The following is a 25838-nucleotide window of genomic DNA, read 5'->3' as shown; positions in this document are numbered from 1 at the left end:
CGGCCACGGTCCGCCGGGTGGCCGCCGACCGAGCGCCGCGCCACCCCGGTCGGGCCCGATCTGGCAGGCTGCCGGGCCACGCCATGCCCGCCACCGACGCCCTCGACGACGCCGTCGACATCACGATCTCGGACGGCTTCGAGGCCTGGCTGGCCGAGCAGGGCACGAGCCTCGTCTTCGCGACCCCGCCCGCCAAGCTCTTCATGGTCGGCCTCGACGACGAGGGCCAGGTCTCCGTCTTCGAGCGCACCTTCAACAAGTGCATGGGCCTCGCCCACGTCGACACCCGCACGCTCTACGTCGCGACCCGGTACCACCTCTGGCGGCTCGAGGACGACCTCGCGCCCGGCGAGCGGACCGCCGACGGCTACGACCGCCGGTTCGTCCCCCGCCACTGCTCGGCGACCGGGTACCTGAACACGCACGACCTCGGGGTCGAGGAGGACGGACGGGTCCTGCTCGTCAACACCCGCTTCGGTTGCCTCGCCGAGCCCCGTGACGACGCCAGCTTCTCGCCGGTCTGGTGGCCGCACTTCCTGCCGGGCCCGTTCCCCAACGACCGCTGCCACCTCAACGGACTGGCGATCCGCGACGGCCGTGCCCGCTACGTGACGGCGGTCGGCCCGTCGGCCGAGGTCGACGGCTGGCGCGCGCACCGCCGCAGCGGCGGGGTCGTGCTCGACGTCCCGAGCAACGAGATCATCGCGACCGGGCTCTCGATGCCGCACTCGCCGCGCTGGTACCGCGACCGGCTCTGGATCGCCAACGCCGGGACCGGCGAGCTGGGCACGATCGACCTCGACAGCGGCGCCTTCGAGCCGGTCGCCTTTGCCCCCGGCTTCGTGCGCGGGCTCTGTTTCGTCGGCGACTACGCGGTCGTCGGCACCTCGCGGCCCCGCTACGGCGACCTCTACTCGGGGCTCGAGCTCGACGACCGGCTCGAGGCGGCCGATGAGGAGGCGTGCCTCGGCCTCTTCGTGATCGACATCCGCAGCGGCGAGACCGTCGCCTGGATGACGATCGACGGCCCCGTCCGCGAGCTGTTCGAGGTGATCGCGCTCCCCGGGGTGCGGCGTCCGCAGGCGATCGGCCTGCTCGGCAACGACATCGCCGAGACGATCCGCTTCGACGCGATGCCGGGAGTCCTGTGAGCACCGGAACCGACAGCGTGCTGACCCACGGCGCGCGCCCGCACGGCCTCTACGAGGTCTCCGCGATCAACCTCGTGGCCAGCGACGGGTTCGGCGCCTGGCTCGCCGAGCAGCACGTCGCGCTCGCGCTCACGACCGGCAACCGGCTGATGTTCGTGGGCCGCGGCCCCGACGGCGCGGTCCGGTTCTCCGAGCACCGCTTCGACGCCGTCGCCGGGATCGCCGCCGCCGGCCGGACCCTCCAGCTGGCGTCCAACTGGCAGCTGTGGCGACTCGACGACGCGCTCGCCGACCAGCCCGACGGCGACGGCGGCGACGGCCACGACCGCCTGTTCCTGCCGCAGTCGGCCCACACGACCGGGTTCCTCGGCAGCTACGACGTCGCGATCGGCAGCGGCGGCCGGCCGTTGTTCACCAGCGCCGTCTGCAACTGCGTCGGCACGCTGTCGCCGCGGCTCAGCTTCACGGCGGTCTGGCGTCCGCCGTTCGTGTCCGCGCTCGGCGGCGGCGACCGCTGCCACCTGACCGGCTTGGCGCTCGAGGACGGCGAGCTGGCGTACGTGACCAGCGCGGCGACGACCGACGTCCCCGACGGCTGGCGCAGCGCCCCGCACGACGCCGGCGTCGTCGTCGACGCCCGCTCGGGCGAGATCGTGGCCGCCGGCCTCTCGCTGCCCCACTCCCCGCGAATCTGGCGCGACCGGCTGCTGGTCGCGGCCGGCGGCACCGGCGAGCTGCTCGCGATCGACCCGTCCGACGGCTCCCGCGAGGTCGTGGCCCAGGTCCCCGGCCTCGCCCGCGGTCTCGCGCTCGTCGGCGACCACGCGGTGCTCGGCTGCTCGCAGCTGCCGGGGGAGTCGTTCTACGCGGGTACCCCGATCGGCGAGCGCGCCGGGCTCCGCCACGGGGTCGTGGTGGTCGACCTCGTCCGCGGCACGATCGTCGAGGAGCTCCAGCTGCTGGGGGCGTCGGGCGAGGTGATCGCGCTCGACGTCCTGGCCGACACGGTCCTGCCGGGCCTCGGCGCGGCGCCGGGCGGGCTGACCGAGCAGCTCTCGATCGTCTGATCGTCCACTCCGCAACGATTTCCTAGGCGCGCCCGCGAGCGGCGCATAGGGTCCCTGGTTCGCACGGGCTCCCCCGTGCCGATCACATCCACGAACGGAGCCCCGTGCAGCGCCCATCGCGCGCCTCGGCAGGATCCCCTGCCCCCAGCCCAACCAACCGCCGGCGCGCCGCCGCTGCGGTGACCGCCGCCGTCGCCCTGCCGCTCGTCGCGACCGCGCCGGCGCTCGCCGACGCCCCGGCCGGCAAGCTCGTTCCCAGCTCCCAGGTCCGTGGCGACGGCTTCCGGGCTGCCCCGACCACGTCCGAGCCGGGTCCGGTTCGCAAGCGCGCGGGCAAGAAGGTCAGCCCCCGCGGCGACGGGTTCGGCGCCGGCCGCAGCATGCTCCGGGGGACCGGCGACAGCCCGCTGATCGGCGGCGGCGTCCAGTTCTTCGTCAACACCGGCATCACCTTCAGCACCACCAGCAGCGCGAGCGGCGCCCAGTCCGAGGCGAGCATGACCGCCCCGCGCAACGACGTCAGCACCGCCAGCGGCGGGGTCACGGCGTCGACCCTCAACGACGCCTTCGACGGCTACGGCGCCCTCGCCGTCCACGTCGGCCCTGGCGCACCGTCCGGGCCGCCCCAGACCGGCGACCCGAACTTCACCTTCTACAACAAGAACGGGGCCCCGCTGCCCGCGACCTGCGACGGTCGCGAGGTCCGGCTGCCGGTCCAGACGATCGGCGACCTCCAGCTCTCGCGCCGCGTCTACGTGCCGACCGACGCGCCGATCGAGCGGACGCTGAACGTCATCGAGAACACCGGCTCGTCGCCACTGACGGTCACGCTCTACGTGGCCAACAACCTCGGCTCGGACAGCAACACCCGGGTCACCGGCAGCGCGAGCGGTGACACGGCCGGTGGGACCGATGACCACTGGATCACCAGCTTCCAGAACTTCTCCGGAACGACCAGCAGCGACCCGCGGCTCGGCCACGTCCTGCGCGGGAGCTCCCTCACGGACGCACCGCTGCGCGAGCTCCACTTCGTCGACGGCGACGACAACCCGTACTGGAGCTACGAGTTGACCCTCGCCCCGGGCGAGACCAAGATCATCGCCAACTTCGGCGTGGTCGAGGCGAACAAGGCGCTCGCCCGCTCGCGCTCGGTCGAGCTCGCGGCGCGCCCGCTGACCGACTGCATGACCGATGCCGAGCTGCGCCAGCTCGCCAACTTCGACGTCGCCGAGCCGGTCCTCACGTTGCCCGGCGACCAGACGCTCGAGGCGACCGGCCCCGACGGCGCGATCGGCGCGTTCACGGCGACGGCCGAGTCCCCCGGCCGCGGTCCGGTCGCGACCTCGTGCCTGCCCGCCAGCGGCAGCCGCTTCCCGATCGGCACGACCACCGTCACCTGCACCGCGACCAGCGCCGGCGGCCGCACGGCGACCGGCCGCTTCGACGTCGTCGTCGCCGTCACCAGCCCGCCGGCCTTCGCGCCCCTGCTGACCGCTCCGCCGATCGCGGTCGCCGCGGCCGGTGCCACCACCGCCCGGGTCAACTACGTCGTGCCGACCGCCGCCGACGTCACCGGGGCCCCGATCCCGGTCGTCTGCACCCCGCCCTCCGGGTCCGCGTTCCCGGTCGGCACCACCACCGTCGTCTGCGTCGCGACCGACGCACGCGGCAAGCAGTCGCGGACCAGCTTCCCGGTCGTCGTGACCGCCGGCGAGACGATCGCCAAGCTGTCACCGAAGCCGAACCGCTGCCTCAGCCGGCGCTCGTTCACGATCCGGCCGTCGGTTCGGATCAAGCTGTCACCGCGCACGCGGATCGTCCGCGCGAAGGCGACGCTCCGCGGCAAGGCCCTGAAGGTCCGCATCCGCAAGGGCCAGCACGTCGCGCAGGTCGATCTGCGCGGACGCCCGACCGGCACGCTGCGGGTCCGGATCGAGCTGCAGCTGGCCGACGGGCGGGTGCTGCGCGACGTTCGCGTCTACCACACCTGCATGCGGCCCTCCGCCTCGACCCGGAGCTCCGGCTAGCGCACGTATTCCGGCGTCCCGGCCGTCGGGACGGGACGTCGGGACGGGACGGCGTCCGCCCGGCGGCGGACGCCACGCCGGAGACGGTGGCGCCCTGCCACCGCCGGCCACAGGCGGACTCGCGTCAGGCGACCGGACCGGCGACGTCGTCCAGCAACGACCGCAGCGCTTCGAGCACCAGGTCCCCCGGGGCCGACGCGGTCCCGTCGACCCGCAGCGCCTCTCCGGCCTCCGGAGCCTCATACGGCTCGTCCCAGCCGGTCAGGCCCCGCAACTCGCCCGCCGCGGCCCGTGCGTAGAGCCCCTTGGGGTCCCGCGCACGGCAGGTCGCCAGCGGCGTGTCGACGTGCACCTCCAACCACGGCACGGCGGCAGCCCGGACGGTCTCCCGGGCCGCGGCTCGGTCCGCCCGGACAGGCGAGACCATGCTGACCACCGCGGTCGTGCCCTGCACGGCGATCAGCGCGGCGACCGCCGCCGCCCGCCGGGCGGCCTCGGCCCGATCGGCGGCCGAGAAGCCGAGGTCACGGTTGACCCCCGACCGCAGCTCGTCACCGTCGAGCACCACCACCGACGCGCCGTCCTCCCGGAGCCCGGTGCAGAGCCAGTCGGCGAGGGTCGTCTTGCCCGCTGCCGGGACCCCGGTGATCCAGATCACTGCGGCGTTCACGCGGCCAGGATCCCAGGTTGCCCCGGGCCGTTGCCGACCGCTCCCCTCAACGGAGGTTGCCGACGATGCTGCCGCGGCTCTCCTGCATCCTCTTGATGAAGCTCGCCATCACGTCGAACGCCTCGTTGCGCTTGTTCGTGAGCGACTGGAGGCGGAGCATGTCGAGCTGCTGGCTGTAGCCGAACGCGTCGATCTGGCCCTTCAGCTTCGTGATCCCGGCCGCGATCTGCGCCCGGCTCCAGGCCCCCGTCTCCCCGTCCAGGCCAAGCTCGATCCCGGCGGCCAGCACGACGGCGTCGAGCCGCGTCCGCACCGCGGCCAGCTCCGCGGCGGACCAGACCGTCTCGAGCCGGCTCGCGGCGTTCGCGGCCGCCGGGAAGCGGGCCTCGAGCGCGGCGAGCTCAGCCAGGACCTGATTCAGCCGAGCGATCTGCTCGTTCCGCTGCTGGACTTGCTGGATCTGCTGCGCGACCTGCTGGTCGAGCAGCTTCGTCCGCTCCTGCTGGACCAGCAACAGGGCGGTCTCGAGGTCCATCGAGCCGATCAGGGCGCCCCCGGCTCCGCCGGCGCCGAAGGCCTCAGGAGCGGCACCGGTCACCGTGCGCGGCGTGGCTCGCCGGGCTCGCGCGCGACGGACCTGGGCGTTCGTCGCCTGCTCGACCGGCGTCAACACGCGGCCGCGAACCAGCCGCAGGGCGTCGTAGACGCCATAGAGGCTGTCGCCGTTGGCGACGATCTTCCAGTTGCCGGAGAGGCCCCGCTGGATCGCCCCGTCGAAGACCGCCGTCCGCACGCTCTCGCGCGTGACCGCCCCGGTCCTGCCCGCGCGGTCGACCGCGTCGAGCAGGGCGGTCATCCCGTTGTGCGCGAAGACCGAGAACACGTCCGGCCGCGGGCCGAGCCCGCGTCCGCGGCGCTGGCGCGGGTCGACGTGCGCCGCCGGCGAGGTCAGCCGGACCATCGTCTGGGCGGCGCCGAGCCCCTGCGCGAACCCGTCGTGGGCGAGCGCATCGCCCCCGAACAGCAGCAGCTCCGGCGACGCCGCGTGCAGCGCGCGCAGGACCTTCGCCGCGTCGCTCGACGGGGCCCCGCCGTAGACGACCGCCTGCGGACGCCGGGAGACCACGCGCCGGACCAGCGCCGCGGTCCCGCGGCCGTCGGGATCGGCCACGTGGCGGCCGAGGACCTCGACGCCGCGGTGCGCGGCGCGGTCGGCGAAGGCCGCGGTGAGCCCGTTGCCGTAGAGGCTGCCGTCGTCGACGATCACCACGCGCCGGGCGCCGGAGCGCCGGACGTAGGAGACGAGCGCGGTCGCCTGGCGCGCGTCGCTCGGGAACGGCCGGAAGAACGTCTGGACGCCGGTCGGCTGGTAGCGCGCCGCGGTCGACGCCGCGGTCAGGTCGACGGCCGTGCTGACCGGCGAGAGGTGCACCAGCCCCGCGCGGTTGGCGATCGGCATCGCGAGCGCCGTCGCCTCCGAGTTGCCCTCGCCGACGTAGGCGATCGCGGACGGGTCCGCGGCGGCGCGGCGCGCGTTCGCGACGACCCGCTTCGGCGTCCAGCGTGGCCCCCGGGCGTCGTCCATCCACACCAGGCGGATCCGGCGGCCCCCGGCGGTCGCGCCGTGGTCCGCCAGCGCCGACCGCAGCCCGCGGGCGATCAGCGCCGCCGACGGAGCGCCCTTCCCCTGCCGCGGCAGGCTGACGTAGACGCGGGCGACGCCCTTCGCCGGGCTGGCCGCTGGCGACCCCTTCGCGGGCGTCGCAGCCCCCGCGACACCGGCGCCGATCGTGGCGGAGACCCCGATCGCGGTGGCCACCAACGTCACGCCACGAGCTACTCGCATCAGCGCAGGCTTACAGGTCGCCGCCGCTTCCGCCCGACACCTATCGTCGGCGTCCGACGTTCGTCCGTCGACGCTGTTCGCCCGGCCCGGAACGCAAGAAGACCCTCCGTGAGGAGGGCCTTCGTGCTGCTGCTTGCGAGGTAGCGGGGACAGGATTCGAACCTGCGACCTTCGGATTATGAGCCCGACGAGCTACCTGACTGCTCCACCCCGCGGCGTTTGGACATGGGAGTATAGCGCTTTTCCGGGGCCGTGCGGCGCGCCTTCGGTGATCTTTATGGCGATCGCGATGGCGCCGTCGACGGCGATGGCGACACGCGGAGCGCAGGGGTCGTGGTGGCGGCCTTCGCCAACTCGGGACAGCTCCCGGCGCCGAGGCGTCGGCCCCGCGCGTCGAAGATCAGGACGCTCGCCTCGTCCCCGCCCTGGAAGCGCACGGCGGCGACCGAAGGCGTCGACTCGACCCGGGGTCCGACCGGCAGACCGGCGGCCAACGTGGCACGCCCGACCGTGCAGGCGATCTGGCGGACCGCGAGCGACGAGAGCCGCCCCGGGCGGCCCGGCAGTCGAACGCGTGCCACCCCCGAGCTGGCCCGGTCGACGCCGACCCGCCCGGTCCCCAGCTCCGGCAGCCGGGTCGTCAGACGGTGCGCCCGTTCGGCCGCCGTCGGCCCGGCCAGCAGCGTCCGAACGGCCCGCGCAGCGCTGACGTCCCGCCCCGGGCGCACCACCAGCCGGACCCGCCCCGCGGACACGAGGTAGATGCCCTGCCCGCTACGCCGGGCGATCCCCCGCGGTGCCTCGCCGATGGCCATGACCTCGGTCGGTGCGACCCCCGGTCCCGCCCCCAGGACCACCAGGACACCGACGACCAGGACCACGACCACCATCAGCGCCACCGGGGCAACGGACCTCATGCCTCGCCCTCCGATCCGCCCCGCGGCAGCAGCACGCGGAAGATCGCCCCGCCCCCGGCCGGCGATCGAACCTCGACCGTGCCACCGTGCAGGCGCGCGTTCTCGGTCGCGATCGCCAACCCAAGTCCGCTGCCGCCGCTCGCCCGGCCACGCGACGGATCGCCCCGGGTGAACCGCTCGAAGACCCGGTCCAGTTCCGCCGAGGGGATCCCGTCCCCGGCGTCGCTGACGGTCACCACGATCTCCGTGCCCGCGTCCCGCAACCGCACCCGAACGGGCGGTCGCCCATGCTGGAGCGCGTTGCCGACCAGGTTCGCCACGACCACGTCGAGCCGGCGGGGGTCGAGCAGCACGTGAAGCTCGTCCGGAAGGTCCAGCTCGACCACCTCCTGCCAGCCCCGGGCCCGCAGCGTCCGTTCGATCGCGCTGCCGACGTCGACGCGCTCCCTCCGCAGCACCGCCGCCCCCGCGTCGAAGCGAGAGATCTCGATCAGGTCGTTGACGAGCGCCGCCAGCCGCGTGGTCTCGGCGCCGAGCAGCCGGGCCGCCGCCGCGCTGTCGTCGCCGTCGAGCGAGTCGACCGCCGCCAGCATCGCGCTCATCGGGGTCCGCAGCTCGTGCGACACATCGGCGACGAACCGACGCGCCGACGCCTCGAGACGTTGGAGCTCGCCGACGTTCGCCTCCAGCGCCGCGGCCATCGTGTTGAACGTCCGTGACAGCTCGGCCAACTCGTCGCCGCCGGTGACCTCCAGTCGCGCGTCGAGTCGACCGTCGGCGATCCGGCGGACCGCCGCGCCCAGCCGCCGGATCGGGCCGAGCACACCCCGCGCCGCGATCAGCGCGAGCACCGCCGCCAGCACGGCGACGATCGCGATCCCCCCGGCGAGCGAGCGAGCCAAGGCCCGAGCGTCGTCCGCTTCGGGCTGCAACGAGACGACCGCGAAGACCTGCACCCCCGAGGGCCTGCCGGCGCCCTCCGCGAAGCGGACCGGCATCCCGACGACCAGGAACGGGACCCCGTCCGCGCCGGCGACCCGCCGCACGACGACCGAGCCGCCGCCCGCAGAGACCGCCCGCCGCACGTCCGCCGGTACCGGCTCGGACGCCCTCGAGACGCGCCGCACGACCTCCTCCTCACCGTGGACGACGGTCACCGAGGCCGCCCGGACAGCCGGGGTCACGTCCTGTGCGAACCGCTCCAGCGCCGCCCGCGACGGCGGGTAGGCCAGCGAGGGGGAGTAGACGCGAACCCGCTCGCGGACGTCGCGGACGACCGCGTCCTGGGTCCGCGAGAGCATGAAGTCGCTCGCCGACCGGTAGGCGACGACCGCCGTCGCCAGCGCGCTGCCGACGGCCACGATCGCGAAGACCACGACGAGCCGGACCCGCAGGCTGCGCAGCGCACCCGACCGACCACCGGTCACAGAGGCCCGAAGCGATAGCCGAAGCCGCGCACCGTCTGGACGTACCGCGGAGCGGCCGGATCGTCTTCGACCTTGGCCCGCAGCCGCCGCACGCAGGCGTCCACGAGCCGCGAGTCGCCGAGGTAGTCATGTCCCCAGACGGCCTCCAGCAGCTGCTGCCGGCTGAGCACCTGCCCAACCGTCTGCGACAGCTCCAGCAGCAGCCGCAGCTCCGTCGGGGTCAGGGCGACCGGGGCGCCACTCCGCTCGACGGTCAGCGTCCGGCGGTCGATGACCAGCTCCCCGAGGACGATCGGGTCCTCCGCTCCGCCCGCCTCGTCGGTCGCGGTCCCCCGCCGCAGGACCGCCCGGATCCGTGCCTCCAACACCTGGGGGTGGACCGGCTTGACGATGTAGTCGTCTGCCCCGGCGTCGAGGCCGGTGACGATGTCGAGATCGCCGTCGCGCGCGGTCAGCATCACGACCGGGACAGCACTGGCGGCACGGATCCGGCCGCAGACATCGAAGCCGTCGAGGTCCGGCAGCATCAGGTCGAGGACGACGATCTCCGGCTCGGTCTCCCGCTGCAGGACAAGTCCGGCCGCGCCGGTCGCGGCCTCGCTGACCTCATGGCCCAGGCGACGCAGGCCCATGCGCAACCCCTCGCGGATCGCGTCGTCGTCCTCGATCAGGAGCACATGGGCCATGCCTCGATTATCGCCGCCGGCCGACGGCGATCCGGCGCGTGGTCCTCACGGCGTGACCGAGGGCTCCGCCGCGTTGCCGGTGCTTGCCGCCGATGCGCTCGGCCGACCTGCCTCCAGCACCCGGGGGCTCGACTGCGCCGGGCGCGTCTCCGCCGCCGGCACCGGAGCGCTGGACGGGGCGTCCGTCAGCTTGGGGCTGTCGCCCGTCAGCTTGGGGCTGTCGCTGGACGACGCCGGGCCCACCGCCGCCGCGGGCACCGTGGGGCTGGACGCCGTCGGCGCCACCACCACGGGCTGGCCGGACGACTCCGGGCTCGTGGTGGCGAACGCCACGGTCGGGACGGCGGCGATAAGGGCGACGATGCCCCCGACGACGAGCTTCTTCTTCGGACTGACCATCTGCGGGTCTCCTTCGGTCGATCGGTGCAGAGGCGACGACGCTAGCCCCGCCGTTCGACCGCTCCGCAACAGGGTCGTGACAGTCGTGTAACAAGCCCCCGGCCGCCGACCCAACCGCACCCGTTCGCCGCCCCGCCCACAGTCTTTCCCCGACGACCGCGATCCTGCCCCGCTCCTCGACCAGACTCCAGCCCGAGACGCCGGGCCCGCGGTACGAACGCCCGGTGTCGCCCCACGAGAGGACGACAGATGTTGGCCAGTCGATCACCGAACCGCCCCCGCCCCCGGCGGCGCCTGCTGCCCCTGGTGGCGATCCCGCTGCTGCTCGCCCTGCTGCCCGCCGGGGTCGCCGAGGCCGCGACCGGGTTCGTCCCGGCGGCCCCGATGACCTCCGCGCGTTCGGTCCACAGCGCGACCCTGCTGCCCGACGGCGACCTGCTCGTGGTCGGCGGCAGTGGCGCCGATCAGGGCACGCTGGCCAGCACCGAGCGCTACGACCCGACCACCAACGCCTGGGCGCCCGCCGCCAGCCTGCCCGCGCCGCGCGCCGTCCACACCGCGACGCTGCTCCGCAACGGCAAGCTGCTGGTCGTCGGCGGCGACAGCGCGGACGGCGATCCACTGGCGTCGGTCGTGCTCTACGACCCGACCGAGGATCAGTGGACGCCGGCGGCGGACATGACCCAGGCCCGCCGCGGCCACACCGCGACGTTGCTGAGCAACGGGAAGCTGCTCGTCTCCGGCGGCTCGTCGCCCGGACAGGCGCGAAGCGCGACGGCCGAGGTCTACGACCCGGTCGCCAACAGCTGGACGCGGACCGCCAACGACATGAGCGCGAAGCGGATGCTGGCCGGCGCCACGCTGCTGAGCAACGGCAAGGTCCTGGTCTCCGGCGGATACCGGACCGGCTTCACCGAGACCAACGCCGCCGACGAGTACGACCCCGCCACGAACAGCTGGACCGCGGTCGCCGCGATGGGCACCGCCCGCGCCGCCGCCCCGCTCGCCCCGCTGCCGGACGGCCGGATCCTCGTCGCCGGCGGCGTGTACAACCCGAACACCGCCTCCGCCGAGCTCTACGACCCGGCCGACGGCACCTGGAGCCCGACCGGCAGCCTCGCGCTTCCCCGCGCCGACGTGCGGACGGTCCGGCTGACGGGCGGCTCGGTCCTCCTGACCGGTTGGGAGGACGAGGCCGAGCTGTACGACCCGACGAGCGGCCGCTTCTCCAACGCCGGGCTGGTCGGCAACACCCTGCTGAGCCACTCGGCGACCCTGCTCGGCAACGGCAAGGTCCTGCTCGCGGGCGGCTGCGACTGCTCCACGCGACTCGACACGACGATGCTCTACACCCCGCCGACGACCGCCGACGCCGCCGGGGCCGACTTCGGCGACCAGCCGGTCGGTGCCCGCAGCCCGCTGGTCTCGGCGACGATCGAGAACACCGGTCGCGAATCGCTGTGGGTCACCGGCGCGCAGCTCGGGGGCCCGCAGGCCGCCGCCTACGCGATCGAGGACGATCGCTGCAGTGGCCGTGCGGTCGCGCCCGGCCGCAGCTGCCGGATCGGGATCCGGCTGACGCCGACCGCGGTCGGCCCGCAGCAGGCGACGCTGACGATCGCCGACAACGAGGTCTCCGGGAGCCAGGCGGTCGCCCTGAGCGCGGTCGCGACGGTCGCGCCGACCGGCCCGAAGGGCGATACCGGGGAGACCGGCGCCCCCGGGACCCCGGGCACCAACGGGCCGCAGGGGCTCCCGGGCCTTCCCGGCACGCAGGGCCTGGTCGGGCCGTCCGGGAGCACCGGACCGCAGGGCGTCGCCGGCGCTCAGGGCAGCGCCGGGCCGCAGGGCGGCAAGGGCGAGACGGGCGCCCCCGGCGTCCGTGGGGAGACCGGTCCCGCTGGCCCGGCCGGCGCCGCCGCCTCGCTCGGGGCGACGCGGATCAGCTGCAGCTCGAAGTCCCGCAAGGTCCGCGGCAAGACGAAGGTCACCACCCGCTGCGTGCTCACGGCGAGCAAGCGCTCGCGCGGGGCCACCCGTGTCCGCTTGGCCACCGCGCGCGGCGCGACCGCCGCCCAGGGGACCGTCCCCGCCGGGAAGCGCGAAGCGGTGCTCGTCGGCACCGGCACGATCGGCGACGGTCGCTACCGGCTGACGCTGATCGGCCGCGATCGCCACGGCCGCCGCGTGACGGCGACGCTGCCGCTGCGGCTCACGGCCCCCTAGCGACCCGCACCGCGTCGGCTCGCGTGTCCCCCGGTGGTCGGTTCGCGACCACCGGGGACCGCGGCCCGGCGCGGGCTCGACGGCTCGCCGTCGGGTCAGCTGCCGCGAACGATCGTCGCCACGCGTCCGTGCTTGCGGACGAGGACGATCAGCTGTCCGGCCTTCGGAAGGGCCAGCCGGCGCCCGGCAACCCGTGCGCTGCTCGCCTTCGCGGGCAGCGCCAGGAACCGCCCGCGGGCCAGCGAGCGGGCGCGCGCCGTCCCGATCCGCAGCCGCTGCGTGCCGGGCACCAGCGACACGATCCGCCGGGCGCCCGCCGCGATCATGGTCACGCGGGCGACGAGTCGGCCACGGCTGGTGGTCACCGTCACGACGCCGAGCTGGCCCGGCTGGACCACGATCCGCCGGGTCAGCGGCTTGCCCTTGGTCCGCTTGCGAGCGATCCGGACCGTATGCGGGCCGGCCGCCAACGCGCGGGCGGGGCCGACCGCACCTGCGCCCAGCGTCCCCTTGGCCGCCCCGTCGACCGCGACGGTGATCGGTGCGCCGGAGTCGTCGATCACGCTGATCGCGCCCTTGGGCTTCGGGGCGCTCGGCGGGGCCGGTGCGGGCGGACCCCCCGACCCGACGGGAGGTCCGGCCGGCTTCGGGCAGTCCGGCACCAGCGCGGGCGCCGGCACGAACTCGTAGGCACCGATGTCGCGCCGCGGGCCGGAGCACGGGTCCGCCAGGCGTCCGCGAACCGCCCGCGGGCTACCGACGGCGTCCAGCTCACCGGCCGCCGGAGCCTCCGGATCGCCCGCGTCGATCAGCGGCGAGTCGCTCGCGAGCTCGTAGTCGTACGGCCCGACGAACCGCGGCGGCGCGCTCGTCTGGAACGTCTCGCAGGAGTCGCCGGTCGTCGTCGGACCACGCGAGTGGCTGATCGCGCAGGGCGCCCCCTGCCCCTGGATCCCCTGCGCCCCGAGCAGGCTGGAGCGGAGCGTCAGCACCGTGTCCCCGCTCCCGACGTAGATCTCGCGGAACGTGTTGCCGTAGACCGTCGCGCCCGTGACGACCGGGTTGCCGCGGATCAGACGGAGGCCGATCTGGTTGCCGGTGACGACGTCCCCGTTCACCCGGACGGTCGTCCCCCCGATCTGGAACCCGACGTCGATCCCGGCACGGGACATGCCGAAGATCCGGTTGTGGCGCGTCACCACCGTCGCCGGAGCGAGGCCGTCCGAGAGCCCGATGCCGTCGGCCGGATCGGCGGCGCCCGGCGCGCCGCCGATCACGTTGTCGGCGATCGTCGCACTGCCCCGGACGGCGATCCCCCAGCCGGCCTTGGCCGGGGTGCCGTGAGCACCGCTGATCGTGTTCGCCCGCACCACCGCCGGAACCCCGGAGTCCTCGGTCTCCAGCCTGATCGATGCCGGGAAGCCGTCGAAGTCGTTGTCGTGGACGTCGACCGCCTTGCCCGTCTTCGAGCCGATGCCGGTGTCGAATCCCACCGGATCCGACGACGCCTGGAAGATGTTGTCGCTGACCTTCGCGGACCCGTCCGTGATCCGCAGCTTGCTGTTCGGGCTGGCGCTCGCATCGTCGAACACGTTGCCGCGGATCTCCGCCTCCGCGGCGAGGCCCAACACGGAGAGCCCGCTGGTGCCCCACAGGCGCAGCCCCTCGACGACCACCCCCGAGCCCTTGACGGTGACCGCGTTGCCCAGCCCACCGTCGATCGTCGGCCGCGCGCCGGCCGCCATCAGCGTCTTGCCGGAGGTCAGCACGACGTTCTCGTGGTACACGCCCGGTCCGACCAGGATCCGGTCCCCGGGGGGCGCCTGACCGACCGCGTAGGCGACGGTCTTGCAGGGCACCAGCGCGCAGGTCGTGTTGTCGACCCCGTCCGCCCCGTCGACGTAGTGGTCCGCTGCCGACGCCACCGTCGGGAGCGCGACCAGCCCGGCCGCCGTGACCGCCACCATCGGCAGGTAGCGGGACACCGCGCGACGCGCTCCTCGCTCCCGATCGCGATCATCGATACGGGGTTCGGCCGTTGCTGGAGCGGGGCGGGCGAAGACGAAACGCATACCCCGAACCTAGGTGGCAGGCGCGCCGGTGCCAGTGCCACCCTAGTGCCGGATCGTCACGTCCCCCGACCGAGCCCGGGCCCCTCCGGAGACCGTGGCTCGCGCTACGCCGAGACCTCGCCGGCACCCACCGGGCCGAGCCGCCCCGCCAGCTCGCGGCGCGACTCGATCCCCAGCTTCCGGTAGCTGCGCGTGAGGTGCAGCTCGACCGTCCGGAGCGCGAGGAACCCGGCCTCCGCGATCTCGCGGTTGCTCCGCCCCTCCGCCGCCAGCCGGGCGACCCGCAGCTCGCTCGGCGTGAGCGCGCCGATCCCGCTGACCAGCAGTCGTCGCGGCCGGCCCCCGGCCGCGACCAGCGCGGCCCGGGTCGCCTGCACGTAGGCGGTCGCCCCGCACCGGACGGTGCCGTCGAGGGCCTCCCGCAGCAGCGGGCGCGCGGCCTCCGGATCGCCCTGCGCGGTCAGCTCGACCCCGAGCGCGTGCAGCGCCCGTGCGTGCTCCAGCCGCGCCTCCGACGGCCCCAGCACGGCGACCGCCTCCTTCAGCATCCGGCGCCGTTCGTCAGGCCCCGACGCGACGCCGCCGGCCGTCCGGAGAGCGATCCCCAGTCCCCGTGGCGCCCCGAAGGCCCGGGCGATCGCCAGCTCCTCGCCCACCAGCCGCTGGGCCTCCTCCGGGCGACCGCCGAACTGCTCGATCCGGGCCAGGCCGCCACGCCAGGCGGCAGCGCCGGGGTTGCGGAGCCCGAGCGCCTCGTGGCGCTCGCCGCAGGCCCGGAAGTCCGCGCGGGAGGCCGCGAGGTCGCCTGCGAGCGCGTGCAGCCGCGCCCGGCTCGCCAGCAGCGGGCCGTAGAGCGTCGTCTCGCTCATCGTCTCGTGGTCGAGCCACTGGTTCAGCGCTGCCCGTCCCTCGTCCGCCTCCCCGCGCGCCACCAGGCACTCCACGAGCACCGACAGCGAGACGGCACTGCCGAGCCCACGTCCGCTGCGGGAGGCGAGCCGGATCGAGAGCAACGCGTCTTCCTCGGCGCGTGCGAGGTCACCACGCCGGTAGGCCGCCCACGAGCGCCAGCAGGAGGCCATCGCGAGGCCGCCGACGGCCTGGCGCCGACGGGCGTCCTCGATCGCCTCGCTCAGGTAGCGCTCGGCGTCCTCCATCCGGTCGGCCATCGTCAGCGCCGCGGCGGCACTGACGGTGGCCGGCGAGTCGGCCGTCTCGACGGTCAGCGTCACCCCGCCCGCGAGCGCCCGCTCGGCGAGCGCGGCCACGTCGCCGGCCGTGCCGGAGACGCCCAGCGCCCGGTCCCAGGCGATCCCGGCCAGGACCAGCCGTTCGCCGAGGGTCGCGCCCCCGATCACCTCGGCGATCAGGCGCGCGGCCCGCTCCGGCGCGATCCGCGCCCGCTCGAGGCTGGTGTTGGCCGCCGTCAGGGCCTCTGCCTCGATCCGCAGCCAGAGCTCGCGATCGCCGGACTCGAGTGCCGCGGCGGCCCCGCGGTCGAGCGCGGCGAGCGCTGGCGCCGGACGTTCCCGCAGGACCAGCGTCCGGCCGAGGTCGAGCGCGGCGACCGCCAGCGCGTGGGTCGTCGGCGCCGCGTCGAGGGCGGCCGCCAGGTGCTCCTCCGCGCGGGGCTCCAGCTGGGCGGCCGCCGCCCGCCCCAGCTCGAGCAGCACGCCCGCCCGCTGATCGGCGGGCGGGGGCTCGGCGAGCGCGCGCCGTAGCTGGGTCACCGCGTTCTCCGCCGCACCGGTCGCGACCGCCTGGGCCGCCGCGCGGCGGAGCACCTGCACGACCCACGGGTCCCCCGCCGGATCGGCCGCGAGCAGGTGGACCGCGACGACGTCGGGCTCGGCGCCCCGGGCGTGCAGGAGCCGGGCGGCCCGAGCGTGGACGTGCCCCGCCTCGCCCGGGGCGAGGTCCGCCGCGATCGACGCCCGGACCAGCGGATGGACGAACCGGAGACCGGGCTCGGGCGCGAGGATCCCGGCCGCCGCCAGCTCGGCGGCGGCCCGGCGGGCCCCACCCGGCCCGACCTCGGCGAGCTCCGCGACCAGGTCGATCGAGCGACCGTCCCCGAGCACCGCCAGCGCCCGGGTGATCGCCTCGGCCGCGGGCGGCAGCCGCCGGACCCGGGCCAGGACCGATCGCGAGACGCCGCTCGCGTGGGCCGAGGCGACGCCGTCGGCGGTCCACGGCCCCTGCTCCCGCTCGAGGCTGCCGAGCAGCTCCGAGAGCAGGAACGGGTTGCCCTGGGTGGCGGCGTGGCAGGCGCGGCAGACGTCGCCGGCGATCGCCCGGCCGAGGCGCCCGCGGACGACCGACGCGACCCCGTCGACGCTGAGGCAGGCCAGCGGGACCCGCCGCGCCCCGACCGCCCGCCCGAGCCCGTGGGCCAGGGCGGCCGCGTCCCCGCCCTCGTCGGGCCGGAGCCCCACGAGCAGGACCGCCCGCAGGCCGGTGATCCGCCCCGCGAGGTAGTGCAGCCAGCGGAGCGAGGCCGCGTCGGCCCAGTGGCCGTCGTCGACGACCAGCAGCAGCGGGCGCTCGCTCGCCAGCTCGGAGCAGAGCCAGTGGAGCGCATGGAGCATCTCCGGCAGCGGGTCGTCGCCGAACGGGTCGTCGGACGGGGCGCCGCCGAGCAGCCGCCCCGCACGGGCGGCATGACCGGACAGCAAGCGGGCGCGGGACGCCGCGTCGAGCGAGCGCAGGTGCGGTTGGAGCAGCTGGCCGACGACGCCGAAGGGCAGCTCCTGCTCCAGCTCGGCTCCGCGCGCGCTCAGCACGAGCATGCCGTCGGTGCTCGCGCGGCGACGAACCGCCCCGAGCAGCTCGGTCTTGCCGATCCCGGCCGGTCCCTCGACAACGATCAGCGCCCCGTCGCCGTCGACGGCATCCTCGAGCGACGCCGCGATCGCCGCCAGCTCGTCGCCGCGCTCGAGCAGACCCGACGCGCCGAACGGGCCGCGTCGCGAGTCGATGGGGCCGTGCATCGCTGCCCCACGCTACTCGCCGCGACCCGATTCGCCGCCAACACTCGACAAGTATCCGAACACCGTGCGGAAAGTGGCCGCGGTCCGGCGCCTCCGCCGCCGGTCGCCGACCCCGATCTCGACACCTCCGGCACGCGCCCGAAGTGCCGCCCCGCGCGCCACCCGGGGCGCAACAGGCGGTCGAGGGACGTCCGGACCCAAGTCGTTTTGGTCCTCAAACGCCCGGTGGAACTGGGTCTGCGGGATCGCTGGACGTTCGGGCCTAGCGCAACGCCCTCCTCGTGGAGATACTGAGCAACCCCCAATCCCGGACGACAGGCGTCCGGGAGCAACGAGGAAGGTCCCAGCCGCATGACGCAGGGAAGCACTCGGTACCGGAGATTCCGGTACGCCATCGGCGCAGCGTGCGTGGTCTCGCTGGCGTCCGCGCCGGCCGCCACCGCGGTCAAGCCCACCCCCCGACCGGCCAAGCTGGTCGTGACCTCGCTCAGCAGCCCACCGAAGTCGCTCGCCCCCGGCGCCGGCTTCACCGTCCGCGGCAAGGTCAAGAACACCGGCGGCCGCGCCGCGCCGGCCCTGATCGCCCTCGACCTCCGGGCCAAGGCCAACCCGAAGACCGTCTACACGCTCAAGGGCGCGCACGTGAAGTCCGTGCGGCCCGGCCGGACCGTCTCGTTCTCGGTCAAGGTCAAGCCGCAGGCCCAGGAGAAGCCGTTCGCCAAGGGCTTCCTGCTCCAGGCCTGCGTTCGCACCAAGCGCGGCTCGAGCGTCGTCTCCTGCCGCAAGGCCAGCGGCCGCGTCGTGCTCGCCGCGAAGCGGCCGACGACCCCGGCCCCGCCGGTCGCGCCGGTGGCACCGACGCCCACGACGACGACCCCGGTCACGCCGCCGACCCCCGTGGAGTACGTCTCCGGCGCCCGCACGCTCGGCGACGAGCTGTACACGACGATCGGCAACGGCGGCTACGACGTCCTCCACTACGACCTCGACCTCGACTACAAGGCCCCGCCGGCCGAGCCCTTCCTCAAGGGCACGGCCACGATCACCGCGGTCACGACCGAGAACCTGAAGGACTTCAGCCTCGACTTCCAGGGCCTCAACGTCGCCTCGGTGACCGTCAACGGCGAGCTGGCGCGGCACGAGAGCGATCTCGACGACAACAAGCTGATCATCACCCCGGCGACCCCGGTCCTCGCCGACAAGGAGATCACCGTCGTCGTCAAGTACGGCGGCGTCCCGCAGATCGTCGTCGACCCCGACGGCGACCTCGAGGGCTGGATCACCAGCAAGACCTGGGGTGCCGTGGCGCTCGGTGAGCCGGTCGGCTCACAGGGCTGGTTCCCGGTCAACAACATCCCCGACGACAAGGCCACCTTCGACATCTCGGTCACCACCGACGACCCGTTCTCGGCGGTCTCCAACGGCGACCTGATCTCGACCACCGCCGCCGGCGAGGGTCGCAAGAAGTACCACTGGCGCGAGTCGTCGCTGATGACGCCGTACCTGGCGACGGTCTCCGTCTCCAACTTCGGCACCGTCACGCCGAACCTGCTGGACCCGAAGCGGCCGCTCTACCTCGCGGTCGACCAGTCGCTGACGAACCACCAGGCGATCATCGACTACGCGACGATCAACGTCCCGAAGACGCTCGACTTCTACGCCGCGTACTACGACGTCCCGTACCCCTTCAGCACCGCCGGCGCGATCGTGCCGCGGGTCGACCAGGGCTTCGGCTACATCCTCGAGACGCAGTCCAAGCCGACCTACCCGACGACCAACCCGAACGCCGGACAGACGACCGGCTCCTCGACCCACGAGAACGCCCACATGTGGTGGGGCGACCTCGTCACGCTCAAGCGCTGGAAGGACATCTGGCTCAACGAGGGCTTCGCGACCTTCTCGGCCAACCTCCTGACCGAGCAGCTCAACGGCGGCCAGACGACCAAGGCCAAGCTCGACGGGCAGTACTCGGGCAGCACCTTGGACGGCTCGCGCTACGCGACGTTCTGGGAGGTGCCAACGGCCGCCCCGCCCGGGGCCGGGGACATCTTCAACAACAACGCGATGTACACCCGCGGCTCGATGGTCGTCGCCAGCCTCCGCGAGATCCTCGGCGAGACGACGTTCAAGAAGCTGCTGCACGACTGGCTCGTCGACAACCGCGACGGCAACGTGACGACGCCGCAGTTCATCGCCGCGGTCAAGCAGGCCGACCCCTCGACCGAGCCTGACCGCGCGGCCCGCTGGGACGAGTTCTTCCGCCAGTGGCTCTACACGTCGTACGTCGACGTTCCGGCGCAGACCACCGCGGCGCTGCGCAAGCGGCCGACGATGACCTACGCCAACTTCGCGAGCTACCCGCTCCCGACCCCGTAGGTCGACCGCTCGGTCGAGGGTCGCCGCCTCCGCGGCGGCCCTCCCGGTCGGGCCCGCTCGGCGCCGCGTGGACGGCGCCGAACGGGGCCCTGGACGATCTGGCCTGGCGCGGCGCCGCCGGCGCCGAGATACTTGCTTGCCCCATCTCCGGACGGTGTACGTCCGGGGGCAACGAGGAAGGTCCCCGCCTCATGACCCAGGCAAGCACTCGCTACCGGAGATTCCGGTACGCCCTCGGCGCCGCGTGCGTGATCTCGCTCGCCGCCGCATCCGCGGCGACCGCCGCCAAGCCCGCCCCGCGACCGGCCAAGCTGGTCGTGACCTCGCTCAGCAGCCCACCGAAGTCGCTCGCCCCCGGCGCCGGCTTCACCGTCCGCGGCAAGGTCAAGAACACCGGCGGCCGCCCCGGCCCGGCCCTGATCGCGCTCGATCTCCGCGCCAAGGCCAACCCCAAGACCGTCTACACGCTCAAGGGCGTGCACCTCAAGACCGTGCGCCCGGGCCGGACCGTCTCGTTCTCGGTCAAGGTCAAGCCGCAGGCGCAGGAGAAGCCCTTCGCCAAGGGCTTCCTGCTCCAGGCCTGCGTCCGCACCAAGCGCGGCTCGCGGACCGTCTCCTGCCGCAAGGCCTCCGGCCGCGTCGTGCTCGCCGCCAAGCGCCCGGCGACGCCCAAGCCGCCCGCTCCGGTCGCCCCGGCCCCCGCCCCGCTGGCGCCGCCGGTCGTGCAGCCCGCGCCCACCGACTACGTCTCCGGCGCCCGCACCCTCGGCGACGAGCTGTTCCCGACGATCGGCAACGGCGGCTACGACGCCCTCCACTACGACCTCGACCTCGACTACAAGGCCCCGCCGGGCGCGCCGTACCTGAAGGGCACGGCCACGATCACGGCCGTCACGACCGAGAACCTGAAGGACCTCAGCTTCGACTTCCAGGGGCTCAGCGTCGCCTCGGTCGCCGTCGACGGCGTTCCCGCGCGGCACGAGGTCGACCTCGACCACAGCAAGCTGATCGTCACGCCGGCAACCCCGATCCTCGCCGGCAAGCGGATCTCGGTCGTCGTCAAGTACGGCGGTCCGCCGCAGGTCGTCGTCGATCCGGACGGCGCCTACGAGGGCTGGATCACCAGCGAGACCCGCGGCGCGGTGGCGCTCGGCGAGCCGATCGGCTCGCAGGGCTGGTTCCCGGTCAACAACATCCCCGACGACAAGGCCACCTTCGACATCGCGGTCACCACCGACGATCCGTTCTCGGCGATGTCCAACGGCGACCTGGTCGCGACGACCGCGGCCGGCGCCGGCCGGCAGAAGTACCACTGGCGCGAGCCGTCGCCGATGTCCCCGTACCTGGCCACGGTCTCGGTCGCCAAGTTCGGGAGCTTCGCGCCGAACCTGCTGGATCCGCGGCAGCCGCTGTACCTCGGGGTCGATCTCGCGTTCACCAACCGCCAGGCGATCATCGACTACGCGACCACCGACATCCCGCGGACGCTCGACTTCTTCGCCTCCTACTACGGCGTGCCGTACCCGTTCAGCACCGCGGGCGGGATCATGCCGCGCGTCGACGCGGGGCTCGGCTACATCCTCGAGACCCAGTCGAAGCCGACCTACCCGACCGCGCAGACGACCCCGCACGTCTCGAGCGCGTCGTCGGTTCACGAGAACGCCCACATGTGGTGGGGCGACCTGGTGACGCTCAAGCGCTGGAAGGAGATCTGGCTCAACGAGGGCTTCGCGACCTTCTCCGACAACCTGCTGGAGGAGCAGCTCAACGACGGGGACACCACGAAACAGGTGCTCGACGCCGAGTACAACGGCTCCTACGACGGCTTCTGGACCACCCCGACCGCCGACCCGCCGACCGCCGCCCAGATCTTCGACGGCGACGCGATGTACACCCGCGGCTCGATGGTGGTGGCCAGCCTGCGCGAGATCCTCGGCGAGCCGACGTTCAAGGCCCTGCTCCACGACTGGCTGGTGGACCACGCCGACGGCAACGTCACGACCACCGAGTTCATCGCCGCGGTCAAGCGGGCCGACCCGTCGACCGCCCCCGACCGCTCCGCTCGCTGGGACGAGTTCTTCCGGCAGTGGCTCTACACCTCCTACACCGGCGACCCGGGCGCGGGCAACAGGCCGCAGATGACCTACGGGAACTTCACGACCTACACGCCCCCGGGCTCGTGCCGGTGCATCGGCTGGGGCAACCGGGAGGCGCCCCGCCGGTAGCGCACAGCGCCGTCCCCCGGGTTCGCCGCTGTGGCGGGTCCGAGGGACGGCGAGCGCTACGGCTTGACGCTCGTGACCGTCACCGTCCCGCGCTTGGCGACCCTGAAGGACACGACGCCCTTCGCGTTCGTCCTCTTGCGGTACGTCCTGCCCCCGACCCGGATCGTCACGTTGGCCCGCTTCACGGCCTTGCCGCTCCGCGTGATCCGCAGCGACGCGATCCGCTTCCTGGCGCCGCTGGTCCGCAGCGTCACCACGGCGGTGTAGCCGTCGAGGCCCGGCTCGCCCTTGGCGCCGGCCGCGCCGCCGGGGCCGTTGGGGCCGACCGGACCGAGGGGACCGAGGGGACCGACAGGACCGATCGGGCCGGGCACTCCGCTGGCCCCGGGATCGCCGTCGCCTCCTCGGGCGCCCGTCTCACCCTGAGCCCCCGGCGCGCCCTGAACTCCCGGCGCGCCCTGAACTCCCGGAGCACCGGGGCTGCCCGGCGCGCCTGCCGGTCCGGGATCCCCCTGGGGCCCCGGGGCCCCGATGCCGGAACCGCGCGTCTGCAACTCGCAGTCGGCGTCGATCGTGTCGAGCGGGAGGACGTCCGCGATCACCGTGTCCGTGCCCGCCCCGCAGTCTGCCGCGTCGTTCTCCTCGTCGCGGATCCGGAGGTCGTCGGGACCGGCGCCGCCGAAGACGAAGTCCGGGGCGCTACCGCCGTCGAGGATGTCTGCTCCCGCCTCACCGTTGACCGTGTCGATGCCATCACCACCGTCGATCTCGTCGCGGCCGTCGTCGCCGTGGAGCTCGTCCCGACCGGCCGACCCGCTGATCGTGTCGTGCCCGTAGTCGCCGTACACCCAGTCGTCGCCGCTGCCGCCGTCGAGGGTGTCGTCGCCGGCCTCGCCGTAGATCCGATCGTCGCTGCCCCCACCGGTGACGCGGTCGTCGCCGGCGCCCGCGAAGACCGAGCCTCTCCCGGCCGGGGCCGTGATCACGTCGTCCCCGCCGTAGGTCCTGATCACGTAGCCGAGGTCGCTGTGGACGCCCGTTCCAGCGATCCTGTCGTTGCCCCCCGCCGTGTAGAACTCCTCGACGTCCGAACCGACGTTGTCGAATTCGTTGATCGCGCCGTCGTCGGCAAAGCCGTTCTGGTAGATCTTGATGTCAGCGAGACCACGCGCGCCGTAACTCACGGAGTCGATGTCGTCACCACCGTCGAGGCGGTCGCTGCCGTTGTCCACCGGAGAGCCACCCCATTCCAGGTTGTCGTAGCCCGCACCGCCGTTCAGCGCGTCATCGCCTGGCCCGCTGAGCAGCACGTCGTCTCCGGCGTCGCCGGCCAGATCATCGTCGTCGTCCCCACCGTCGAGCGTGTCGTCCCCGCCCCCTCCAGCCAGGCTGTCCTCGCCCCCCTCGCCGTAGAGCCACTCGTTCCAGATGCCGCCGACCAGGTGGTCCTCGCCCGCCCCACCGTAGACGTCAATCCGCAGGTAGAGGTCAACCGCGCTTCCGGGTGACGGGGAGCGCCCGACCTCGTCGTTCTCGTCGCCGAGCTGCATCTCGATCGAGGTCACGCCCTCGCACACCAGGCGCTGGGCCGACGTGCCCGGCAACGGTTCCTCGCTCCCGGCTGCCGCCGCGGTGCATCCCGCGCCCTCGCTCACGCCACCAACGGCGCTGTTGCGCAGGATCACCTGGCTCGGGGTCGCGCCCCGAGCCACCCGAACCTGGGCCGCGGAACCCGGAGCGTCGACGAACACCAGCTTTCCGCTCTCGACCGATGCCGTACCCGCCCCGCTCGCTGCGGCCGGGAGCCCCAGCAGGCCGGCGGAGACCAGCGCGATCAAGGTGGCCTGCTTGGTCCTGGAACACCCCGAGCGCGGACGATCGGAGAGCTGCCGAGTCGTTACGAGCATGCGTGTAGCCCTTCGTGACGGCCGACGAGCCGGGGGAATCCCGCCGAATTTGACGTCCGCGTACGCTACATACATACGCCACAGTGTGCAAGCGCGAAGCTGGCGCGTCGGCGCGCACGACGACGAGCAGGTCCACCGCGCCAGCGTCCATCTGGGAGCGCACGATCGAGGAGCGAGATCCGGGGCCGCCGACCCCGGAAACGACGAAGGGCCCGCAAATGCGGGCCCTTCGTTTCAATAGCGGGGACAGGATTCGAACCTGCGACCTTCGGATTATGAGCCCGACGAGCTACCTGACTGCTCCACCCCGCGGCGTAGGAAGCACGATAGCGCGTCTGGCGATTTTTCCCGTCCCGCCTCGGGCGCGTGCGCGTAGGCGCCCGGGTCCGTCAGCCGCCGCCTCGCCGACCGCCGCCCCGAAGAGCGGCAAGACGCCAGGTCCCGGCCCATTCACGGCCCCAGTGTGATCTGATTGATGGACTGTGCTCCTTCGCCTCGCTGCGCTCGATGTCGTCTCTCCCGTGCTTGCGCTGGCCGGACGCGGCTCCTCGCGCTTCGGGGGCGGGAGCAGCGGCGGCGGCTTCGGCGGTGGACGCCGGACCGGTGGGGGCGGCGGCTTCTACTTCCTCCCGATCGGCGGCGGCGGTGGCGTCCTGCTGGTGATCCTGCTGGTGGTCGTCGCGGCGGTGGTCCTGCCGTTCCTGATCAACCGCTACAACGCCTGGAGCCGCCGCCAGCGGGCCTCGCGCGAGGCGGCTGCCCGCAACGAGACGGTCCGCCGGGCCGCGATCGAGGCGACCGACGACGACGCGGCCTTCGATCCCGACACCCTCGTCGCCAACGGCCGTGGGATGTTCGTCGCCGTCCAGGACGCCTGGAACGACCAGGACACCTCTGCGCTCTCGCGGATGCTCGGCCCCGAGCTGTTCGGCGAATGGGAGCGGCGCCTGAACGACTTCCGCTCGCGGGGCCTCACCAGCCACGCACGGGTGATCGGCGAGCCGAAGGTCGACCTGGTCTCGATCGTCAACCGCGCCGACGACAGCGACGACCGCGTGGTCCTCTTCATCACCGCCAACATGGAGAGCTGGGTCGAGAACGCCTACGGCGAGCGGGGCTTCATCGACGGGCGGACCAGCCCGTCGCTCGTGGTCCAGCAGTACTGGACGCTCGCCAAGCGCGGTGACCGTTGGGTGCTGGTCTCGATCGAGGAGGAGGCCGAGGGGCGCCACCACCTCAGCGGCCAGATCATCGCCGCACCCGAGCACGATCCGCGGCTGGCCGAGCAGGCCCGTACGGGCCTCGCCGCCGACGACGCGACCGGCAGCGACACGGCCGCGCTGGCCTCGACCTCGTTCGACGACGACGCCCGCGCCGCGGCCCTCGACCTCTCGCTGGTCGACGATCGCTTCAGCCCCGACGTGCTCGAGATCGCCGCCCGCCAGGCGGTCGAGGCCTGGACGATCGCGATCGACGGCCCCGACGCCCCGCTCGAGCGGATCGCGACCCCCGAGGCGACCGAGCGGCTGCTCTACGAGGGCTCGCCCGACCACTCCGTGCGGACGGTGGTCCGCGGTCCGCAGGTCTCCGAGGTCCGGATCGAGGCGATCGACGGCCAGGCCGTCCCGCCCACGATGAGCGTCGCCGTTCACTACGCCGGCGCCTGGTACCGCGAGAACCGCGACACCCAGGCCCTGATCGCCGGCTCGCGCGAGCAGCGCAGCAAGCGCACCGCCCACTGGACCCTCAGCCTGACCGACGACGCCGAGACGCCCTGGCGGCTGACGCGGGTCGGCGACGGCGCGATCGAGCGGCGCTAGCCGCGGAGGGCGGCGGGAAGGGCACCGCCCTC

Annotated in this window: 16 protein-coding genes and 2 tRNA genes; 7 read left to right on the top strand and 11 right to left on the bottom strand. The window is 73.8% G+C overall.

From position 1 onward, the window contains the following. Positions 1–83: 83 nt before the first annotated feature. The 3 genes from ACVUH9_RS12620 (at position 84) to ACVUH9_RS12610 (ending at position 4245) form a co-directional block, all read left to right on the top strand. Positions 84–1151, top strand: a complete 1068-nt coding sequence (locus tag ACVUH9_RS12620) for a TIGR03032 family protein (protein WP_475757406.1) — start codon at positions 84–86, stop codon at positions 1149–1151. After that, positions 1148–2218: a TIGR03032 family protein gene (locus ACVUH9_RS12615; protein WP_475757404.1), complete on the top strand. Its 1071-nt coding sequence runs from the start codon at positions 1148–1150 to the stop codon at positions 2216–2218. The genes ACVUH9_RS12620 and ACVUH9_RS12615 overlap by 4 nt, the downstream gene beginning before the upstream one ends. A gap of 179 nt (positions 2219–2397) precedes the next feature. Further along, complete coding sequence (locus ACVUH9_RS12610) at positions 2398–4245, top strand: HYR domain-containing protein (protein ID WP_475757402.1); 1848 nt, start codon at positions 2398–2400, stop codon at positions 4243–4245. 124 nt (positions 4246–4369) lie between these two features. On the opposite strand, the gene cysC is transcribed toward ACVUH9_RS12610, so the two are convergent. The 7 genes from cysC to ACVUH9_RS12575 all read right to left on the bottom strand — a co-directional run bounded on the left by cysC (position 4370) and on the right by ACVUH9_RS12575 (position 10190). Further along, the gene (gene cysC, locus ACVUH9_RS12605; protein WP_475757400.1) at positions 4370–4915 is read right to left on the bottom strand and encodes an adenylyl-sulfate kinase; all 546 of its coding nucleotides are present in this window, start codon (positions 4913–4915) and stop codon (positions 4370–4372) included. A gap of 46 nt (positions 4916–4961) precedes the next feature. Further along, positions 4962–6761: a branched-chain amino acid ABC transporter substrate-binding protein gene (locus ACVUH9_RS12600; protein WP_475757398.1), complete on the bottom strand. Its 1800-nt coding sequence runs from the start codon at positions 6759–6761 to the stop codon at positions 4962–4964. Between the two features lie 141 nt (positions 6762–6902). Next, a tRNA-Met gene (locus ACVUH9_RS12595) sits at positions 6903–6976 on the bottom strand. Between the two features lie 60 nt (positions 6977–7036). Then, on the bottom strand, positions 7037–7678 hold the full coding sequence (locus ACVUH9_RS12590; protein WP_475757396.1) for a hypothetical protein: 642 nt from the start codon (positions 7676–7678) through the stop codon (positions 7037–7039). Beyond that, on the bottom strand, positions 7675–9105 hold the full coding sequence (locus ACVUH9_RS12585; protein WP_475757394.1) for an ATP-binding protein: 1431 nt from the start codon (positions 9103–9105) through the stop codon (positions 7675–7677). The genes ACVUH9_RS12590 and ACVUH9_RS12585 overlap by 4 nt, the downstream gene beginning before the upstream one ends. Beyond that, the gene (locus ACVUH9_RS12580) at positions 9102–9791 is read right to left on the bottom strand and encodes a winged helix-turn-helix domain-containing protein (protein WP_475757392.1); all 690 of its coding nucleotides are present in this window, start codon (positions 9789–9791) and stop codon (positions 9102–9104) included. The genes ACVUH9_RS12585 and ACVUH9_RS12580 overlap by 4 nt, the downstream gene beginning before the upstream one ends. Positions 9792–9836: 45 nt before the next feature. Further along, positions 9837–10190, bottom strand: a complete 354-nt coding sequence (locus ACVUH9_RS12575) for a hypothetical protein (protein WP_475757390.1) — start codon at positions 10188–10190, stop codon at positions 9837–9839. A 249-nt stretch (positions 10191–10439) separates the two neighbouring features. On the opposite strand from ACVUH9_RS12575, the gene ACVUH9_RS12570 reads away from it, so the two are divergent. Beyond that, entirely contained in the window at positions 10440–12416 is a 1977-nt protein-coding gene (locus tag ACVUH9_RS12570; protein WP_475757388.1) for a Kelch repeat-containing protein, read from the top strand. A gap of 95 nt (positions 12417–12511) precedes the next feature. Here the strand turns inward: ACVUH9_RS12570 and ACVUH9_RS12565 are convergent, their stop codons facing one another. Both ACVUH9_RS12565 and ACVUH9_RS12560 read right to left on the bottom strand, forming a co-directional pair. Further along, positions 12512–14401, bottom strand: coding sequence for a right-handed parallel beta-helix repeat-containing protein (locus tag ACVUH9_RS12565; protein WP_475757385.1), 1890 nt, complete (start codon positions 14399–14401; stop codon positions 12512–12514). A 191-nt stretch (positions 14402–14592) separates the two neighbouring features. Then, positions 14593–17478 carry an ATP-binding protein gene (locus tag ACVUH9_RS12560; protein ID WP_475757383.1) on the bottom strand — a complete coding sequence of 962 codons (2886 nt, stop codon included), beginning with the start codon at positions 17476–17478 and terminating at the stop codon, positions 14593–14595. Between the two features lie 408 nt (positions 17479–17886). On the opposite strand from ACVUH9_RS12560, the gene ACVUH9_RS12555 reads away from it, so the two are divergent. Together ACVUH9_RS12555 and ACVUH9_RS12550 are read left to right on the top strand one after the other, a co-directional pair. Further along, complete coding sequence (locus ACVUH9_RS12555; RefSeq protein WP_475757381.1) at positions 17887–19854, top strand: M1 family metallopeptidase; 1968 nt, start codon at positions 17887–17889, stop codon at positions 19852–19854. A 248-nt stretch (positions 19855–20102) separates the two neighbouring features. Then, positions 20103–22079: a M1 family metallopeptidase gene (locus tag ACVUH9_RS12550; protein ID WP_475757379.1), complete on the top strand. Its 1977-nt coding sequence runs from the start codon at positions 20103–20105 to the stop codon at positions 22077–22079. 56 nt (positions 22080–22135) lie between these two features. On the opposite strand, the gene ACVUH9_RS12545 is transcribed toward ACVUH9_RS12550, so the two are convergent. Both ACVUH9_RS12545 and ACVUH9_RS12540 read right to left on the bottom strand, forming a co-directional pair. Beyond that, positions 22136–23986, bottom strand: coding sequence for a hypothetical protein (locus ACVUH9_RS12545; protein ID WP_475757377.1), 1851 nt, complete (start codon positions 23984–23986; stop codon positions 22136–22138). A 238-nt stretch (positions 23987–24224) separates the two neighbouring features. Continuing rightward, positions 24225–24298: transfer RNA gene (locus ACVUH9_RS12540), tRNA-Met, on the bottom strand. A gap of 170 nt (positions 24299–24468) precedes the next feature. Between ACVUH9_RS12540 and ACVUH9_RS12535 the strand changes: the two genes are divergently transcribed. Further along, entirely contained in the window at positions 24469–25806 is a 1338-nt protein-coding gene (locus ACVUH9_RS12535; RefSeq protein WP_475757375.1) for a TIM44-like domain-containing protein, read from the top strand. The last annotated feature ends 32 nt before the right edge of the window (positions 25807–25838 follow it).

Source organism: Patulibacter ginsengiterrae, assembly GCF_056269115.1.
The sequence above is the reverse complement of the archived record's forward strand: the minus strand, read 5'-3'. Positions and strand labels throughout refer to the sequence as shown.

What these genes read in the sequence shown, in the direction of transcription:
- ACVUH9_RS12560 (WP_475757383.1), bottom strand. Translation starts at nt 17,478, where the DNA reads ATGCACGGCCCCATCGACTCGCGACGCGGCCCGTTCGGCGCGTCGGGT.
- ACVUH9_RS12590 (WP_475757396.1), bottom strand. Translation starts at nt 7,678, where the DNA reads ATGAGGTCCGTTGCCCCGGTGGCGCTGATGGTGGTCGTGGTCCTGGTC.
- ACVUH9_RS12545 (WP_475757377.1), bottom strand. Translation starts at nt 23,986, where the DNA reads ATGCTCGTAACGACTCGGCAGCTCTCCGATCGTCCGCGCTCGGGGTGT.
- ACVUH9_RS12575 (WP_475757390.1), bottom strand. Translation starts at nt 10,190, where the DNA reads ATGGTCAGTCCGAAGAAGAAGCTCGTCGTCGGGGGCATCGTCGCCCTT.
- ACVUH9_RS12600 (WP_475757398.1), bottom strand. Translation starts at nt 6,761, where the DNA reads ATGCGAGTAGCTCGTGGCGTGACGTTGGTGGCCACCGCGATCGGGGTC.
- ACVUH9_RS12570 (WP_475757388.1), top strand. Translation starts at nt 10,440, where the DNA reads ATGTTGGCCAGTCGATCACCGAACCGCCCCCGCCCCCGGCGGCGCCTG.
- ACVUH9_RS12620 (WP_475757406.1), top strand. Translation starts at nt 84, where the DNA reads ATGCCCGCCACCGACGCCCTCGACGACGCCGTCGACATCACGATCTCG.
- ACVUH9_RS12580 (WP_475757392.1), bottom strand. Translation starts at nt 9,791, where the DNA reads ATGGCCCATGTGCTCCTGATCGAGGACGACGACGCGATCCGCGAGGGG.